Genomic DNA, 17,649 nt, shown 5'->3' on the forward strand with positions numbered 1-17,649 from the left:
CTACTCTCAAACGCTCCGGCGAGCGCGCGCTACCATGACATGCGCACGCCGGCGCTCAAGGCATGATTGTCGGTGCCGTTGCCGAACTCGCCGTCGTAGCGAAGGTAGGCCTGCGCCCCCTGGGCGATCGCGGTGTTGGCCGCCAGGCCGATCGTCGCCGTGTCGCGCTGCGGGACGGCGCCATAGACCGTGTAGCCGATCGTCGGCGCACCCGCGAAGGAGGCCGTCACCGGTCGCGACGTGTCGGCATATTCGTGCGCCCAGCCCAGCCGGAACTGCAGCGCGAGCTTCTCCCGCCAGCCCATGTCGATCGCGCCCGCCAACTCCGCACCGAGAACCGTGCGCACCGAGCTGGTGGTCTGCTGCGCCACATTGAGATTGAGCGAGCTGGCGCCGCTCTCGCTGAAGGCATTCTGGCTGACGCTCATCGCCTGGAAGCGCACGAACGGCGTCAGCGAGGCCGCGGCCGGCTCGTAGATCGCGACCTTGTAGCCCGCCTCGGCCTGGCCCAGGAACTGGTTGGCGCCGGTGCGGCCCGTGGCGATGCGCGGCGACAGGCCCGGGATCACGATCTGGCGCGTCATCTGGTTGTCGTTGTAGGCGTAGCCCGCCAGCGCATCGAGATAGAAGGCGGCTTGCGTGAACGAGGCGTAGAGCGAGGCACTGTAGGCGTCGGCGGTGCCGCGGCCGCTGAATCCGTTGGCCCACTGGCTGCCGCTTGAATAGCCGAGGCCGATACCGGCCAGCAGGTTCGGGCTGAAGCGATAGTCCACGCCGGCGGCGAAGCCTCCGGCATTGTAGGTGAGCGTGGCGCTGTTGTTGTTGCCGGCAATGCTGCCGGTGCCGCCCAAGGCACTGGCCCACAGGCTCCACGGGCTCGCGCTGCCACCGGAAGCATCGCAAGCGACCTCGCACGCTTCCGCCAGCGCCACGCGTGTGCCGGCGCCGGTGCCGCCGCGCGCCAGACTCATCTGCTGGCCGAGCACGTTCATGAACAGCAATCCTCCCGACAGGTTTGCCGTGCCGAAGCCCGAATATTGCTGGCCGCTGATCGCATTCAGCGCCGCCGGTCCCTGCTGGGTGTCGAGGCTGGAGAGTGCATTGAGCACCGTGTTGAAATCGCCGGTCGCCGACAGGTTGGCCCGGTCGAGCGCCGTGCCGACGGCGACCTGGTTGCCGGTCTGCGCGCCCGACGCAAAGGCGCTGTTGGTCTGGAACAGCAGCAGGTAGACGTTGTTGGCGTCATAGCTGAGGCTGGGCGTCAGAAAGGCGAAGTTGCTGGTGACCCCCGTATAGGCGCCGCTGACACCGCCCGCCGCATTGAGGATGGTGTAGCTGGTGTTGCGCGCGTAGGCGCCGGCCTGGGCCAGCACCTGCACGGTGCCGCCGTTGATCGTGGCCGTGCCCGACGCGCCGACGACGTTGATGCGGTCGCCCTGCCCCGCCGCGTTCACCTCGACCTCGTAGGTACTGCCGCCGTTCTGGACGAACGGACCGTTGACGGTCAGCGTGCCGATCGAGTTGCCGGGGGCGATCTTGCCGCCCGCGTTGACCGTGGTCGCGCCGATCGTGCCGGTGCCGCCCAGCGTGCCGCCGGCACCGACGGTGAAGCCGCCAGCAAAGGAGCCGTTGATCGCCAGCGTGCCGGCCGAGACGGTGGTGAGACCGGTGTAGGTATTGTTTCCGGTGAGCATCAGCAGCCCGGCCCCGCTCTTGGTCATGCTGCCGCTGCCCGACATGTTGCCGGCGTAAAGTCCGTCGGTCGCCTGGTCGAAGACGATGGCGGCATTGTTGACGATGTTGCCCTGCAGGCTGGTGGTGTTGCCGATCAGGGTGCCGCCGTTCACCGTCGTGCCGCCGCTGTAGGTATTCGCACCCGACAGGGTGACGTTGCCGGCGCCGTTCTTGGTCAGGCCACCGGTCCCGGACATGAGGCCGGCATAGGTCCCGTTCGTCGCCTGGTCGAAGACCACCGTGGCGTTGTTGATGATCGCGCCCTGAAGGCTGGTCGTGTTGCCTTGCAGGGTGCCGCCCGACACGGTCGTGCCGCCCGAGTAGCTGTTGGCGCCGGTGAGGATCAGCGTGCCACCACCCTGCTTGGTGAGGCCGCCGCTGCCGGACAGCGCGCCGCCAAGCCCCAGGGTCGTGCCGGAGGCCACGTCGATCGCGCCACCGTTCGCCGTCAGCGAGAGCGCCCGCCCCGTGTCGAAGCTTGCGGTGGTGGCGAGCGTGCCGCCGTCGAGGCTCACGCCGCCTGATGCCGCGCCGAGATTGGCATCGGCCGACACCTGCAGCGTGCCGCCGGAGATCCTGGTGTCGCCGGAATAGGTGTTGGTCCCGGTCAGCACCAGCTTGCCGGCGCCGATCTTGGCCAGGCCGGCGGCGGCGCTGCCATCCTTGATCACCGAACCGACGGTCGCCGTCACCCCGCCGTCCACCGAGAAGGTCCCGTTGCCGCCGGCAGCGGGCTGGAGCGCCAGTATGCCTCCATTCAGCACATAGCCGTCGCTCTTGAACTGCAGCGTGTCGATGACCTGCGTGCCCTGGACCGCGACAGTGCCCGCGGTTCCCATGAACACGCCCACCGAGCCGAGCCACGGACCGTTGAGAGCGGCCGAGCCCGGCGCGCCGGTCCAGTTGGAGCTGGCCGCGTTCCAGGTGCCGCCGCCGCCGTTCACCGTGCCGTTGCCTGTCAGGTTCGACCCGTCCCAGAACTGCATCTGCTGGCCTGCCCCGAGAACGGCGAGGGTGATCGCACTGGCCGTGCCGCTGCCGTAACCGACCGCGCTGTTGACCACGTTGAAACCGCCCGTGCCGGCAACATCCTTGCTGTCGAAGGCGCTGCCCGGGGCGAGCGTGCCGTAGCCGTAGAGCTCGTAATAGCCCGCCGCCGCGACACGCGCCTCGAGCCTGCCGGCGACGCTGAGCGTGCCGGCGACGTTGACCAGATCGTTGGTGGGACCGCCCGCGATGTTCGGCGTGCCCAGCTCGAACACGGAGGTCGAGCCGGACGCCAGCGTCAGGTCGCCGAGGAAGTTCAGCGTGCCGGGGCTGTTGCCCGCCGACAGCGTCCCCTCGACGCGGGTGTTGCCGCCGATGGTGCCCGAACCGCCCAGCGTCGCGCCGCTCGCGACCGTCACGCCGCCGCCGAGCGTCCCGCCGACAAGCAGCTTGCCCGCCGCGACCGTGGTCGCCCCGGTGAAGCCCGAATTGTCGCCGCCCAGCGTCAGCGCGCCGGCGCCCTGCTTGGTCATGCTGCCGCTGCCGGACAGGGCACCGGCATAGGTACCGTTGGTCGCCTGATCGAAGACGAGGGCGGCGTTGTTGACGATGTTGCCCTGCAGGCTGGTCGCATCGCCCTGCAGGATGCCGCCCGACACGGTCGTGCCACCGGAGTAGGCGTTGGCGCCGGTGAGGACGAGGGTGGCATTGCCCTTCTTGTCGAGCGCGCCCTGCCCGGAGATGATTCCGGCATAGGTGGCGTCGGATGCTTGGTTGATCGTCAGCGTTCCGGAGCCGAGGGCGATATTGCCGCCCAAGGCGCCGCCGCCGCTCAGCGTGCCGATCGACTGGTTGAAACCGTTCAGGTCGAACGCGACCCCGGCTGCGTTGGCCAAGGTCAGCCCGGAGCTGGACGCGATCACGTTGCTCGCCGCAGCCTTCAGCGTCCCGGCGTTGATCGTCGTCACGCCGGTATAGGTATTCGAACCACCGAGCGTGAGCGTGCCCGCACCAAGCTTGGTGAGGCCACCCGCGCCGGAGAAGCTGTCGGCGACACCGATATTGAAGCCGTTGCTGTCGATGAACGCCCCACCCGCGCCGATCGTCAGGTCACCGGCCTCGAAGCCGCTGATGAAGGCGGCGTTGGTGGCGGTGGCCCGCAGGGTGCCGCCGTTGAAGGTCACGGTGCCGGCGCCGCTTTCGCCGGTGGCGCCTTCGACTAGCCTGCCGGTCTCCAGCGCACCACCCTCGAGGGTGAGAGCACCCGTGCTGCCGTCAAAGCTCGCCACGATGACAGAGGCGGCGGTTACCCGCCCGCTGCCGCTGACGGTAAGGGCGCCCGTGCCTAAACGGCCCACGTAGAGGTCACCGACGTTCTGCCACGTGCCATCTGTCACCGTGGCCGTGCCATTGCTCCCTGGATTCACGCCGATATAGGCGAAGTTGTTGGAGACGAGACCGCCGTCGACCTGGAGCAATCCGGTGCCGTCAAAACCCAGGTAGAGAGTCCCGGTGTTCTGCCACGCACCGCTCGTCACCCTTGCCGTGCCATTGCTCCCTGCCTCCGCGCCCATATAGCTACTGACGGTGGCGACGAGACCGCCGTCGACCTGGAGCAATCCCGTGCCGGAATAACCGACGTAGAAAAACGCCGAGTTCTGCCACGTTCCGCTCGTCACCGTCGCCGTACCGCTGCTCGAGGCGTCGTAGCCGATATAGCCGTGTGCACTTTTTACGACACCACCGCCCAGAACATTCAGCACGCCGGTGCTACCTGCCGTGTAGCCGACGAGCATTGTGCCAGCAGTGACGGAGCCGCCATCCACGGCGAGCGTGCCGTTCCTGACCTGGGTGGCGCCCGTATAGGTATTGTCGCCGGTGAGGGTCATCGTCCCTGTGCCGGTCTTGGCGAAGAAGCCGTCTCCTGAGATGACGCCGGAGAAAGTGGTGCTCGTGTTGTTGCCGCCGGTCGTGAGGACTGCGCCAGAACCAAGTGTGACGTTGCCTGCCCCCGCCAGCGAGCCGATCGTCTGGCTGAAGCGGTCGAGATCGAGCGTAGCGCCGGCGGCAACGGTGTGCGCACTACTTGACGAGAACGTATTGGCGGCGCCGGCCTGCAAGGTGCCGGCATTGACGGTGGTAGCGCCTGAATAGCTGTTGGCACCGGACAGCGTCATCGTGCCCGTACCTTCCTTGGTAAGGCCGCCCACGCCGGAAAGACCGTTGGCGATGCCGATATTGAAGCCGTTGCTGTCGATGACCGCGCCGCCCGCGCCGATCGTCAGGTCACCGGCCTCGAAGCCGCTGATGAATCTGGAATTGCTGGCGGTGGCACGCAGGGTGCCGCCGTCGAAGGTCACGGTGCCAGTGCCACTGCCTTCGGAGACACCGTGGGCTTCCAGTGTGCCGCCTTCGAGCGTGAGGGTACCCGTGCTGCCGCCGGAGTTCGCCACAACCACGGAGGCGGCGGTCGCCCGCCCGCTGCCGCTGACGGTAAGGCTGCCCGTGCCGGAATAACCCACGTAGAGAGTCGAGGTGCTCTGCAACGTGCCGCTCGTCACCCTCGCCGTGCCGCTGCTCAAGGCTTCGTAGCCGATATAGCTGTTTGCATTTTTCACACTACCGCCACCCAGGATGAGCAGCGTGCCGTTGTTACCGTCGAATCCGAGGACCATCGAGGCCGCGGTGTTAGTGATGGAGCCGCCATCCACGGCGAGCGTGCCGTTCCTGACCTGAGTGCCGCTCGTAGAGATATTGTCGCCGGTGAGGGTCATCGTCCCTGTGCCGGTCTTGGAGAGGACGGTCTGTCCGGAGATGACGCCGGAGAAAGTGGTGCTCGTATTGTTGCCGCCGGTCGTGAGGAAGGCGACGGAACTGGATGTGACGTTGCCCGCCCCCGCCAGCGAGCCGATCGTCTGGCTGAAGCCGTTGAGATCGAGCGTGGCGCCGGCGGCAACGATATGTGCGCTGCTCGCCGAGAGGGTATTGACGGCGCCGGCCTGCAGCGTGCCGGCACTGACGGCGGTGGCGCCAGAATAGCTGTTGGCACCGGAGAGAACGAGCGTGTCCGCCGACGTCTTGGTGAGGCCGCCGCTGCCCACAATGGAGCCGCCGAAGCTGCCGGCCATTACGGAGAGCGCATTGGCGCCGAGATCGACAGTGCCCCCGCCCTGGAGATTCTTGATTGACGAATCACGGTTCAATGCAAGGGTGCCGCCGCTATCGATCCTCACCGAGTTGGCATTGGAGAGCACGAAAGCCAGAGTGGAGTTGCTGCCTGATAACGTGCCCCCCGCCACGACGACACTGGCGGGGCTCATAGCCGAGAACGACGGCGCCAGCACGATTGTGCCGGTCGCGGTTGTGCTGCCGAAAACCGCCGTCGCATTCAGGCCGATGTCCATGAATGTGGGATTGACCGTCAATATCGTGCCGGTGGCCGCGGCCAGAGTACTGGTTTGTCCCCCGCTGAAAATCACGTTGAGATGGTTGCTCAGGGACATGTCGGCGGTAGTGAGCAACGTGCCGCCCGCAAGAATAATGTTGCCGGTACCGAGCGCACTATCGCTGGAGACCGACAGCGTGCCGGCGGTGACTCTCGTAGCGCCGCTGTAAGTGTTGTTGCCGGTCAGGGTCATCGTGCCGGCACCTTCCTTCACGATCGAACCGGATCCGGTGATGGTGCCGCTATAGGTGGTCGAAGCACCGTTACCGCCCAAGGTGAGCTGCTTGCTGCCGAGGGCGAGCGTGCCATTCCCCGAGAGCGACCCCAGGGCGGTCCCCGTGCCGCCGGTGTCGCTGATATCGATCCGACCGTTGCTGGAGACGACGCTGGCGGTGGCTCCTTCGTTCACGAAATTGTCGTAGATCATGTCGGCGCCATTGAGAGTGACGCTCGAGCTGGAGAGATTTGCCCCTTTCATGCTTAGGAGAGTGCTGACGGCGATGTTCGCCGAACCGGCCGAAGCGTCGTTCCCAAGCGATAAGGTACCGACATTCCAGTTGGAAACGCCGAGACTTCCCGAGTTGATTTCGGCGTTGGTCACGTTGAACGTCGGGGTGCTGCCCGAATTGTTGATGATCCCCGCACCGCCGTCCAAGGTGAAACCGGTGCCGGTGAAAGTGTAGGCGGGAGCGCCGGCAGTGAAGTTGAAGGTGCCTAAAGTGGCGCCGCTGGTGAAATCGACGGTCGTCTGCGTCGAGGCACCGAAGGTCGCGACCGTACCTGATCCGGAGGGAACTGCCCCGCCGATCCAGTTTGCAGGTGAATTGAAGCTGTTCGTCGGTGGCGCCGCTTTCCAGACATCGTCGACGGCATGAGCGGCGAGCGGCGTCAGGCAGGTTCCTGCCAGCAGCATGGCCGCCAGGGCACGCTTTCTGCCGCCTGCGCCGCTGCCCACCAGAGCGGCTCGCGACCGGATCGGGGCAAGGGCCGGCAAGTTCCCCGACATCGGACGCCGACTCCGAGCTGATTTCTTCACCCTCTGTCTCTCCCCCGCGTGACAGGCGCGAGAATCCTAGTGCGCGCGCGGGTAGAAGACCTTCGTCATATGCTATGCGATCCGGGCATGGGTTATGGGCACCGGCCTTATGGCCAAGCGGCCCCACCTTGCCGCCGCACTCCCTGTGAATTTATTATGGCGGACTGGTGTGTTTCAGGATCGGCCGGTGTCGATATCGAATGTAGAGTGGTTGTTGCTCGAGGCGACGGACCGGCAGTCCCTGTTCGTGGGCGAGCGGACCGAGATCGACGACGCAAAATGGCGGGCCAACATCGAGCGGGTCCAGCTTGGGCCGGGTCTGCGCGTCTTCCTGACCGAAACGGAGGCGCGCGAGGACATGACCGTCGAGGCGCGGGACGACCGCACCGACCACTGGATGGCCAGCCAGGTGACGATCGACGGTTCCGCCGAGATCGATTTCCTCGACGGTCAGCGCACCACCGCCACCACCGACCATGCCATGCTGTTCCGCTCGGTCGGCCGGCGCGCCGCCTACACGTTCAAGGCCGGCGGCAAGTTCCGGTCGGCCGGTTTCGGCCTCGACCTGGGAAGGGTCGCTCGCCTGTTCGACGGCGACGTGCCGCCCGTCCTGCAGGTCCTGATGGACCCCGACCTCGAACAAAGCCGGATCGTGACGATGCGCGGCGACCGGACCATCCGCACGCTCGGTCAGTCGCTGTTCGGCCAGGGCCTGAACGGTCCGCTGCGACGGCTGATGATGGAAGGGGCGGTGATCCAGCTCCTGGCCGTGCAGGCCGCCGGCGCCCAGCAACAGCAGCGCTCACGGGACAGGCGCGAGCTTTCGGTGCGCGAATGCAACGCCGTCCATGAGGCGCGCCGCCAGCTGCTCGCCGACATGCGCGATCCGCCCAGCCTGGGCGAGCTGGCGCTCGCGGCCGGGCTCGGCGAGAAGCGGCTGAACGCGGGCTTCCGTCAACTGTTCGGAGCGACCGTGTTCGAGGTCCTGCGCAACGAGCGGCTGGCCCATGCGCGCAGCGTGCTGCTGGCCGGGCGGGCATCGCTGAAGGATGTGGCCTTCCGCGTCGGCTACAATCACGTCACGAACTTCATCACCGCCTTCACGGCCCGCTACGGCGCGCCGCCGCGGCAGTATCTCGACCGCGCCGGATAAGCTTCGAGCACCGGCAATTCCGCCTGGCCGCATCTCGTCGATAGTTTTCGACGCCGGCCTGAAGCAGATCGCTATAGTCCCGGCGCAATGTCGTCGCCCTCCCCGACCGATCTCCGCCGCTATCTCATCGCCCTCGCTTCGCTGACCCTCGTCCAGGTCATCTCGACGATGGTCTTCAACCAGGCCTCGGTGCTGGCGCCAGCCGCCGCGGCCGAGTTCGGTGTCGCCGCGGCCGACATCGCCTATTACGTGTCGATCGTCTATCTCGCGGCGATGATCTCGAGCGTGGGCGGCGGCATGGTCAATCGCCGGCTGGGACCGATCCGCTTCATGCAGACCGGCCTCACCGTCGCAGCACTCGGCTCCTTCGTCTTCGCGACGGGCGGCGTCGCCATGGCCGCGCTCTCGGCCTTCATCGTGGGTCTTGGATGCGGGCCTCTGACCATCGCCAGCTCGCACATCCTGGCGGGCGTCTCGCCGAAGCGCCTGGCCAACGTCACCTTCTCGCTGAAGCAGAGCGGCGTGCCGGTCGGCTTCGCGATCTGCGGCGCCGTGCTGCCCACCCTCGCCATCGATTTCGGCTGGCGCTGGGCCGCCGCCTCGGTCGGCCTCCTCTCGATCGTCACGGCGATCGCCATGCAGCCCTTGCGCGCCCTCTACGATGGCGAGCGTAGCGGCGGCACGGCGCGCCTGCCGACGCTGGCCGAGATATTCGAACCGCTGCAGCTCGCCTGGCGCGATCCGATCCTGCGACCGATGTGCTTCATCGGCATGCTGTTTTCCGCCACCCAGGCGATCGTCGTGAACTTCACCGTCGTCTACGCCGTCGACGGCCTGAAGATGTCCTATGTGCTGGCCGGCGCGCTTCTTTCGGCGGCAACGGCCGCCGGCGCCTTCGGCCGCATCTTCTGGGGCGCGCTCGCCGACCTCCTGCGCCGACCCTCGGCCGTGCTGGCCGGCATCGGCGCCATCATCGCAGTGGCCGCCACGACAATGTCCTTCTCGACACCGGCCTGGCCCACGACGGCGGTCTACATCGTCTGCGCGATCCTGGGCGGCACCGCCGTCGGCTGGAACGGCGTCTTCATCGCCGAGGCCGCCTCGCGGGCCCCGCCGGGACGCGCCGCGGAGTTCACCGGTGCGACGCAGCTCTTCGTGTTCGGCGGCGCGCTGCTCTCGCCGCTTCTCTTCCGGTCGGTCCTGGCGATCACGGAAGGGTACGAGGCAGGCTATCTCCTGCTGGCCGCCGGCGTGGCGGCGGCCTCGTTCTTCCTCGGCCGCGCCGCGCTCAGGTAATTGCCTCATCGGCCGAAAATGTTCGGGATGCGGGGCGTGGGAATCGAGATGCTGGGCAACGGGACATGCGGCAGGTTCCGGAAAATATCGGTCATGCCCGGCGGATCACTGGCGGAGCCGCGCGTCGCATGGAACGAGGGCGAGCCCATCGGGCCGCGTGCCGTGACGATCAGGTAAGGCGCCGCTGGCTCTTCGGCGAGCATGAAGTTGATCGTGCTGTCGGTCGTGGCGTTGGCCAGATTCGTCTGCGTGACGATGCGAGCGGTGGCGCGGTTGCCCTGCAGGACCAGGTTCCTGTCGTTCAGGATGCCATTCGCGATCTCGATGTCGCCCGAGAGGGCATTGTCATGGTTCACGAAGCGGTTCAACACCAGCGAGATCGCGTTCAGCAGATTGCCGACGCCGACGCCGCCCTTGTCACCGAAGACGCTCATGATGTTGCCGAGCGTCGTGTCGATGGCCCCGCCGACCGCTCCCGTGGCAGCCGAGCCCAGCAGCTGGAGAAACCTGTCGGCACGCGCCTGGACGTGACCGCTCAAACGCGCCCGTCCCGCCATCGAGGCGCGGATCCCGGCAACGGTCGTCCCGGCGCCGCGCAATTCCAGCCCACTCGCGGTCAGCTGGCCATCGATGGCAATTCGGATGAGGCCGCCGATCTCGTTGCTGCCGGAGCTGCGGCGCAGCATGTCGCCGATGTTGAGGCCGTTCGCCTCGCCCTTGAAGTCGAAGGATAGCGAGGGCTGGCTGCCGTCGACGGTGCCCGTCAGCTTGATCGTCCCGCCATAGAGGCCGCTCTCGAACCGGGAGACGACGAGCACGCCGTCCTTCAGCGTTGCAGCGATCTCGGTACTCCCGAGCGGCGCCGATGTGCCGCCCAGCCTTGCCATGGAGACCTTCAAGGTGCCGTCCATACTGCGCAACGGCGTGCCGATCGGCTGTGCTTCCAGGGAAGACAGGGCGTGTGGCGACCGTTGCGCGGGCCTGCCTCCGCCGAGCTTGCCGAGATCGAGTTCATCGGTCCTGATATCGATGGCAAAGACCGGCTTGCTGCCCGAGAGGTCGATATCGATCGACGCATCGATCGGCTGGCCATTGACGTCGATCCTGCCCTTGTAGGATGCCGATTTGATCGCGCCCTGCGCCGCCCCCGGCAAGGCAAGCGCGCCGTTCGCCATCAGGCTCCATCCTGTGGCGTTCAGCGTGCAATCGCGCAGAGTGAGGCGTTCCCAGCTCCCGGCGATCCCGCCGCGCATGGCGAGCGCTCCAATGCCGGTCGGCGTGCCACCCGCGAGCTTCAACACGCGATCGATGTCGGATGCCTGTACGTCGTAGGCGAAATCGGCCTGCGGCTCGGGCGTCCAGTAGTTGGCGATTGCGCCGCGCACGGCCAGCCGGGCGCCGGCCAGGCTTGCCACCTTGACCTCGTTCAGCGCCAGCGTGCCGGCGCGGCGCTCGATGTCGATGTCGATGCCCGCCATCGTGTCGCCGCGATACTCGACCTTGGTGATCTTGAGCTTGAACCCGATCGAGGGACCAAGGAGAGCGAGGATCGGCGTGACCGATGCCAGCGGCGAGGTCTGATGGGTCACGCTTTGGCCGGCCGGCGGGAGGTAGGAGTCGAGATCCAGCGTGGCGAGATCGACATGCGTCACGACCGACAGCGGCACGGTGAAATTGACCGCGATGCCGCCGGCGCCCTTGAGATCATCGAGGGTGAAGACGGCATCGCTCACCTGGACATTGCCGCCACGGGAACCCATCCGCCCCGTAACGCTCAGCTGCGTGAGCTTGTTCTCCGGCACGGAGGAGACATCGACCGCGAGCCACGCCAGGGTTTCACGCAGCTTCGGCCCGACCAGGCTGAAGTCACCGGACGCCGTGGGGCGCGCCGGATCACCCGACAGGATGGACTTTGCCTGCACCGTGAGGTCGCCCGGCAGGGTGGCGGTGAATCTCGGCACGGCAACGACGCCGCCTCGTGCTTGGAGCTCCAGGGCCAGGTTGCGGATGGGCTTCTTGTTGTAGATCACCTGGCCCACGTCGAGGGCGATCTTAGCATTGAGATCTGAAAGCCAGCTGGGACCGGATGGCTGTGGGGGCGCTGCAGGCGAGGCCGCGGCGGCAACAGGCGATGGTGGCGCTGCCAGTTGGTCCGGGATCGCAATCGCCGCCAGCCAGCGATCGAGATCCAGCCGCGAGGCTGTGAACCGGGCCTCTACGGCGGGAGGTGTTGCCAGGGTGAACGCGAATGAACCCGAACCGCTGTCTTCCCCGAGGGTGAGTTTGAAGTCCCGGGTTGCAAGCGAGGTCGGAGAGAGTTCGACGGGACCGTCGAACCTGAACTTGCCGGCCAGCAAAGGCGGCAGGTGAGGCTGTGGCCGGCCGGCCATCTTGAGCAGCGTCTCTGCGAAAGCCACCAGGTTGTCCGCCGAGGCGGACACCGTGCCCGACAATCGTGCCGAGGGGTTGAGTTCGTCCGCGCTTCCCTTGAACGCAAGCCTGCCGCCGCCGGCCTCCAGCGCAACGTCGAGCGCGTGACCGGCTGCACTCCTGGCGCCCACGGCCAATCTGATCCTCAGAGGCGCATTGTCGAGGATTGCGCCTCCGGCCACGGAAAACGGCCCCTCGATCGAGCCAACGGAGACATCGAAACGGGCTTTTTCAGCCGCCACGGAGAGACCAGCTCGGGCGTCGTCGAAGGTCAGCGTACCGTTGTCGACGAAGAGCCGGCCGGGCGACAGGGGAGCAGCCGCGCCGGGCTTTTTTTCCGTAACAGAGGGGGCGATCTCCCAGTTCGGCTTGCCATTGCCGTCGACCTCCAGGGCAATCCTGGGCTCGACCAACACCACCTCGGCAATCTCGACGTTGCCGGTCAGCAGGGCCAGCAGCGAGGGCCTCACGATGACCGACTTCACCTCGAGCATGTTCGGGGTCTTCGAGCCCGGCGGGTTGGAGAGTTTTACGCCCTCCAGCTCGACGCTGGGGGTCGGCAGCAGCGACAGGCGGATTGGACCCTCAAGGGTGACGACGCGGCCCGTTTCGCCCTTCACCTTCTCGATGATCGCGGGTTTGTAGGCATCGACATCGATGAGCGCGGGCAAGGCCAGCAGTGCGACGATCAACACACCGACAAGGCCGGCAAGTCCGATCAACAGCCTCTTGCGATTGTCCTGTGTCATGGAAATTCTCCAATGGCAGAATGTTGCCACATCCACGAGGCACGACCCAGATCTCAGGAAAGCTTAACGGCACGCCTGAAGTCTCAATCCTCTCCGCTCATCGCGCTTTCGTGCCATCGGCGCAGCAGCAGGTGCGACAGCAGCGACAGCAAGAGGTAGATCAGGATACCGGCCACCGAGATCAGCACCAGGGCCGCGAACATGCGCGGGATCTTGAGCTGGTATCCCGATTCGAGGATGCGATAGGCCAGTCCCGAGGCGCGTCCGCCTGAGCCCGCCACGAACTCGGCTACCACCGCGCCGATCAGCGCCAGCCCGCCCGAGATGCGCAGGCCGCCCAGGAAGTACGGCAGGGCCGCCGGCAGGCGCAGGTCCATCAGCACGCGCCAGCGGCTCGCGCCATAGAGCTCGAACAGGTCGAGCAGATTGCGGTCGACCGAACGGAGGCCGAGCACTGTGTTGGACAGGATCGGGAAGAAGGCGACCAGCCAGGCGCAGATCAGCAGCGAGACGCTGACGTCGTCGACCCAGGCGATGATCAGCGGCGCGATCGCAACGATCGGCGTCACCTGCAGGATGATGGCGTAGGGAAAGAGCGATAGCTCGATCCAGCGCGACAGTGAGAAGAGCAGCGCCAGCAGCACGCCGACCACCACCGCGGCCAGCAGCGCCTGCAGGGTGATCGAGAGCGTCACAATCAGCGCGGGCCAGAGCGTGGCCCAGTCCGACGCCAGTGTCTTCGCCACCAGGATCGGCCCCGGCAGGATGTAGGGCGGGATCGCCATGACACGCACGAGCCCTTCCCATAGGGCCAGCATGAGGAAGCCAAAAAGGATCGGCGCAATGAACCGGGCACTCATGCCGCCATCGCGTCGGAAAGCTGCGCCGAAGCGAGACGGCAGAGGGCGGCGTAGTCGGCGGAGGTGCCGAAGGCCTCGCTGCGCGGATAGGGCGCCGGAATGGCAAGCTCGGAGCGCACGCGGCCGGGACGCGCGCTCATCACCACGATGCGCTGCGACAGGAACACCGATTCGAACACCGAGTGCGTCACGAACACGGCGGTGAAGCGCGTGCGCTGCCACAGCTCCAGCAGGTCGGTGTTGAGCCGGCGGCGCGTGATCTCGTCGAGCGCGGCGAAGGGCTCGTCCATCAGCAGCAGCTTCGGGGAAGTGACCAGCGCCCGCGCGATCGACACGCGCATCTTCATGCCGCCCGACAGTTCGCGCGGGTAGCTCTTCTCGAAGCCCTCGAGGCCGACACCCGCAAGAGCCTGGGCCGCGCGCGCATCGCGTTCCGAGCGCGCCACGCCGCGCAGCTTGAGCGGCAGCGCCACGTTACCCAGCGCCGTGGTCCACGGCATCAGGGTCGGCTCCTGGAAGACGAAGCCGAGGTCGGGTTGTCCCTGCGGCCATTCGATCGTGCCCGCACTCGGCTCGGCGAGGCCCGCGATCAGGCGCAGCAATGTCGACTTTCCGCAGCCCGACGGCCCCAGCACGCTCAAGAACTCGCCCGCCCCGATATCGAGCGAGGTGCCACCCAGCGCCTGGACGCCGTTTGCGAAGACCTTGGAAACGTCGCGGACGCGGACGAGCGGCATCAGCCTGGAGGCAAAGCGAGGTCGAGCCTCGCGGACCAGACCGGCAGGGGCAGCACGTCGCGCACCGCGAGATTGGCGGGCAGCGCGGCGCGGTCCAGGGTCCTGCCGATCGGCAGGACGAGACTGGCGCGCACGCCGAACACCGCATCGCTGTCGAGATGCTCGTCATCCTCGGGAAAGAACTCGGTGATCAGCGGCGTCCGACCGGGTGCCTCGATGATCACGTGCAGATGGGCCGGCCGCCAGGCGTCGCGGCCCAATATGCGCAGCATGTCGCCGGCGGGACCGTCGTCCGGCACCTTGTAGGAGACCGGTCGCACCGTGGTGAAGGCGAAGGTGCCGTCGTCGGCGACGGCGAGGCGCGCGTGATAATTGGTCGGCGGCTGCGACGAGTCCTGCTGGGCATAGAGCGCGTTGCCGGCAGTCTGCCAGATCGCCAGCACGGTGCCCGTGGCCGGCGCGCCCGTCTCGTCGACCACGCGCCCGCTCACGACCATCGGCTCGCCGACCTGGCCGCGCCACAAGTCGCCACCGTTCGGCAGCTCGGGGGCGCCTTCGATGTAGAACGGGCCGAGGACCGACGATGACGTGCCGCCGCTCGTGGCATTCACCATGTCGACCAGCGAGGAGACGCCCAGCAGGTCGGAGAAGAGGATGTATTCGTTGCGCTTGTCGTCGGTGAACTTCGTGGCGCGGGTCAGCGCATCGACGGCAGCGCCCCATTCGGCCTGCGTCACCTTGTTGTCGCGCACGAAACTGTGCAGGTGGCCGGCCAGCGACGTCAGCAGGGTCTTCGCCCGCTCGGACGGCGCATTGCGGGCATAGTCGGCAAAGGCCTGGGTGATCGAGGCCGGTGTGAGATTACGCATGAACGCTCCTGGGGTCGAGGCTTCTGCCCGTTACCGTGGTGCCCGCAACAGAGCGTCGTAATCGGCGCGCAGCAACGCGAACAGCAGATGATCGGCCCACTGGCCGTTGATGCGGAGATACTGCCGCGCCAGCCCCTCTTCGTGGAAGCCGACTTTCGTCAGGACGCCCTTGGAAGGCTCGTTGTGCGGCAGGCAGGCCGCTTCGAGCCGGTGCAGGCGCAGATCGTCGAACACGAACGGTAAGGCGGCGCGCAAGCCGTCGGTCATCAGGCCCTGGCCGGCATAGGGCTGGCCCATCCAGTAGCCGACCGAGGCCGCCTGGGCGACGCCGCGGCGGACGTTGCTGAGGTTGATGCCGCCGACCAGCCGGCGGCCCTCGTTGGTGAAGACGAACAGGCCGTAGGCCTCGCCCGCCCGCCATTCCTTGGCCTGCTGGCGCAGGCGGCGGCGGAAATGGTCGCGGGCCAGCGAATCCTCCGGCCAGGTCGGCTCCCAGGGCGTGAGGAAGGCCCGGCTGCGGGCGCGCAATTCGGCCCATTCCGGCCAGTCGTCCATGCTGGGGGCGCGCAAAAACACGCGCTTCCCGGCGATCCGGGTCATCCCTGACAGCGACAACGGGACGTCGGCAAAACGGAACATCTTGGGCTATATTAGTAGTGGTTCTTCGGAATTCTTGCATGTTTTCCGGGGTTCGACGTAGGAAATTGAGACGGTCCGCCGCGCCCGCGACCCAGAGAGCCGCCGCCATTTGGCCAAAGGGGCGTACTACATTCCCACCCATCGAAAGTCCTCGAGGCACATCGGTCATGGAATCGGCTAGCAAACCCAATATCGGCGAAAAGGGCAGATTCTATCTGACCAAGCACATCTGGCTTCCCCAGCAGCCGCTCGAGGATTTCAACCTCAAGCTCTCGGACATGATCCTGCGGAACATGCCGAAGCTGCCGCTGGGCGGCGAGGACGCGATGAGGGTCTTTCCGGTCCTGAGCGAGCTCAAGAAGAGCCACGCCAAGATCAAGGCCGACCTCGAATACCTGCTGAGCCACCACGAGGAGATTCCCGCCCTGCACGAGGTCCATCCGCGCGACCTCTATGTGCCCGGCCGCGCCTGGCGGACCTTCCTGCTGAAACTGTGGGGCCACGAGGTGAAGGAGAATGCGGCGGCGGTGCCCGACACGATGGCCGCGATCGGCCGCATCCCCGGCGTCCATTCGGCGCTGTTCAGCATCCTGGCCGGCCGCGCCGAGATCGAGCCGCACCGCGGCTCCGCCGCCGGCATCATCCGCTTCCACTATCCGCTGATCGTGCCGAAGGAGCCCGAGAAGTGCTGGATCGAGATCGGCGGCCACCACTTCTTCTGGAAGGAAGGCGAGCCGCTGGTGTTCGACGACACGCGCGAGCACTGGGTGAAGAACCAGACCGACGAGACGCGAGTCGTGCTGATCATCGACTTCAACGCGCCCATGCCCTTCCCGATGAACCTCTACACCGGCCTGCGCTACAACCTCGTCCGCCGCAGCACCGAGATCAAGACCGTCATCGAACGCGCCTCGATCGGCGTCCCGCCGCGCACGGCTCAGCCCGACCTAGCGCACGCTGCTTAAAATGGAGCGCGCCACTCCAGTGGCGCTCATCTCATGAATCATGAGCGCCACTGGAGTGGCGCGCTCCAATAAGTCCGAAAGGCTGGCATTCCCGCGGATACTTGCCGCATTTCGACTCACCCGAAACGCTGCAGTTCGTGACGTTTCGATTGGTCGACAGCTTGCCAGCGGAAGCGATCGAAAAACTCCGGGCTACAGCCGGGTCGATCACCGCTGCCGAACGGGATGCCTTCCTGGATGCGGGAGCCGGCGCATGCTGGCTCCGGCAGCCCGAGATCGCTGAAATCATCGAGGACGCCCTTCTGCATTTCGATGGCGAGCGCTATCGGCTGATTGCCTGGACCGTCATGCCCAATCACGTCCATGTCCTTATCGAGCTCGTCAGTCGGCATTCCCTCGGATCGGTCGTCAGTTCCTGGAAACGCTTCTCGGCTCGAATGGCCAATAAGGTGATCGGACGGTCAGGGCCGTTCTGGCAGGACGACTACTGGGACACGTACATCCGCGACGAGCGGCATTTCGAATCCACGATCGGGTACATGGAGAACAATCCGGTCAAAGCGGGACTCGTTGGCGCTGCCGAGGATTGGCCTTGGAGTCATATCCATCGGCGAGCGGCAGCACAGACATGAGCGCCACTGGAGTGGCGCGCTCCAATGCAAACGACCAGGCCGGCAAGCGCGCGCCGTTCTATCCGACCTGGCGCACGCTGCTTAAAATGGAGCGGGGGGAGGGGAGGGGGGGGTTTT

General features: G+C 66.5%; 10 protein-coding genes. 4 read left to right on the forward strand and 6 right to left on the reverse strand.

Annotation, left to right across the window (positions count from 1 at the left end):
- Window positions 1-29: 29 nt before the first annotated feature.
- Complete coding sequence (locus AC1ROX_RS12650) at window positions 30-7,172, reverse strand: autotransporter-associated beta strand repeat-containing protein (RefSeq protein WP_493125975.1); 7,143 nt, start codon at window positions 7,170-7,172, stop codon at window positions 30-32.
- Window positions 7,173-7,389: 217 nt separating this feature from the next.
- Between AC1ROX_RS12650 and AC1ROX_RS12655 the strand changes: the two genes are divergently transcribed.
- Both AC1ROX_RS12655 and AC1ROX_RS12660 read left to right on the forward strand, forming a co-directional pair.
- Window positions 7,390-8,355 carry a helix-turn-helix transcriptional regulator gene (locus AC1ROX_RS12655; RefSeq protein ID WP_493125977.1) on the forward strand — a complete coding sequence of 322 codons (966 nt, stop codon included), beginning with the start codon at window positions 7,390-7,392 and terminating at the stop codon, window positions 8,353-8,355.
- 87 nt (window positions 8,356-8,442) lie between these two features.
- Entirely contained in the window at window positions 8,443-9,651 is a 1,209-nt protein-coding gene (locus AC1ROX_RS12660) for an MFS transporter (protein WP_493125979.1), read from the forward strand.
- Between the two features lie 5 nt (window positions 9,652-9,656).
- Here the strand turns inward: AC1ROX_RS12660 and AC1ROX_RS12665 are convergent, their stop codons facing one another.
- The 5 genes from AC1ROX_RS12665 to AC1ROX_RS12685 form a co-directional block, all read right to left on the reverse strand.
- A complete protein-coding gene (locus tag AC1ROX_RS12665; RefSeq protein ID WP_493125981.1) occupies window positions 9,657-12,830 on the reverse strand; it encodes an AsmA family protein in 3,174 nt (1,057 codons plus the stop codon).
- Window positions 12,831-12,913: 83 nt separating this feature from the next.
- Window positions 12,914-13,690: an ABC transporter permease gene (locus tag AC1ROX_RS12670; protein ID WP_493125983.1), complete on the reverse strand. Its 777-nt coding sequence runs from the start codon at window positions 13,688-13,690 to the stop codon at window positions 12,914-12,916.
- The gene (locus tag AC1ROX_RS12675; protein ID WP_493125985.1) at window positions 13,687-14,427 is read right to left on the reverse strand and encodes an ABC transporter ATP-binding protein; all 741 of its coding nucleotides are present in this window, start codon (window positions 14,425-14,427) and stop codon (window positions 13,687-13,689) included. Before AC1ROX_RS12675 ends, AC1ROX_RS12670 begins: the two co-directional genes overlap by 4 nt.
- Window positions 14,427-15,296, reverse strand: a complete 870-nt coding sequence (locus AC1ROX_RS12680; RefSeq protein WP_493125987.1) for a dioxygenase family protein — start codon at window positions 15,294-15,296, stop codon at window positions 14,427-14,429. The genes AC1ROX_RS12675 and AC1ROX_RS12680 overlap by 1 nt, the downstream gene beginning before the upstream one ends.
- Window positions 15,297-15,326: 30 nt before the next feature.
- Window positions 15,327-15,935, reverse strand: a complete 609-nt coding sequence (locus AC1ROX_RS12685) for a GNAT family N-acetyltransferase (protein ID WP_493112492.1) — start codon at window positions 15,933-15,935, stop codon at window positions 15,327-15,329.
- Between the two features lie 167 nt (window positions 15,936-16,102).
- Here AC1ROX_RS12685 and AC1ROX_RS12690 point away from each other — a divergent pair, with 167 nt between their 5' ends.
- Window positions 16,103-16,900: an aspartyl/asparaginyl beta-hydroxylase domain-containing protein gene (locus AC1ROX_RS12690; protein ID WP_493125989.1), complete on the forward strand. Its 798-nt coding sequence runs from the start codon at window positions 16,103-16,105 to the stop codon at window positions 16,898-16,900.
- 101 nt (window positions 16,901-17,001) lie between these two features.
- Window positions 17,002-17,532: an REP-associated tyrosine transposase gene (locus AC1ROX_RS12695; protein ID WP_493125991.1), complete on the forward strand. Its 531-nt coding sequence runs from the start codon at window positions 17,002-17,004 to the stop codon at window positions 17,530-17,532.
- Window positions 17,533-17,649 lie beyond the last annotated feature (117 nt).

The organism is Reyranella sp. GW821-FHT14A01 (assembly GCF_058803965.1).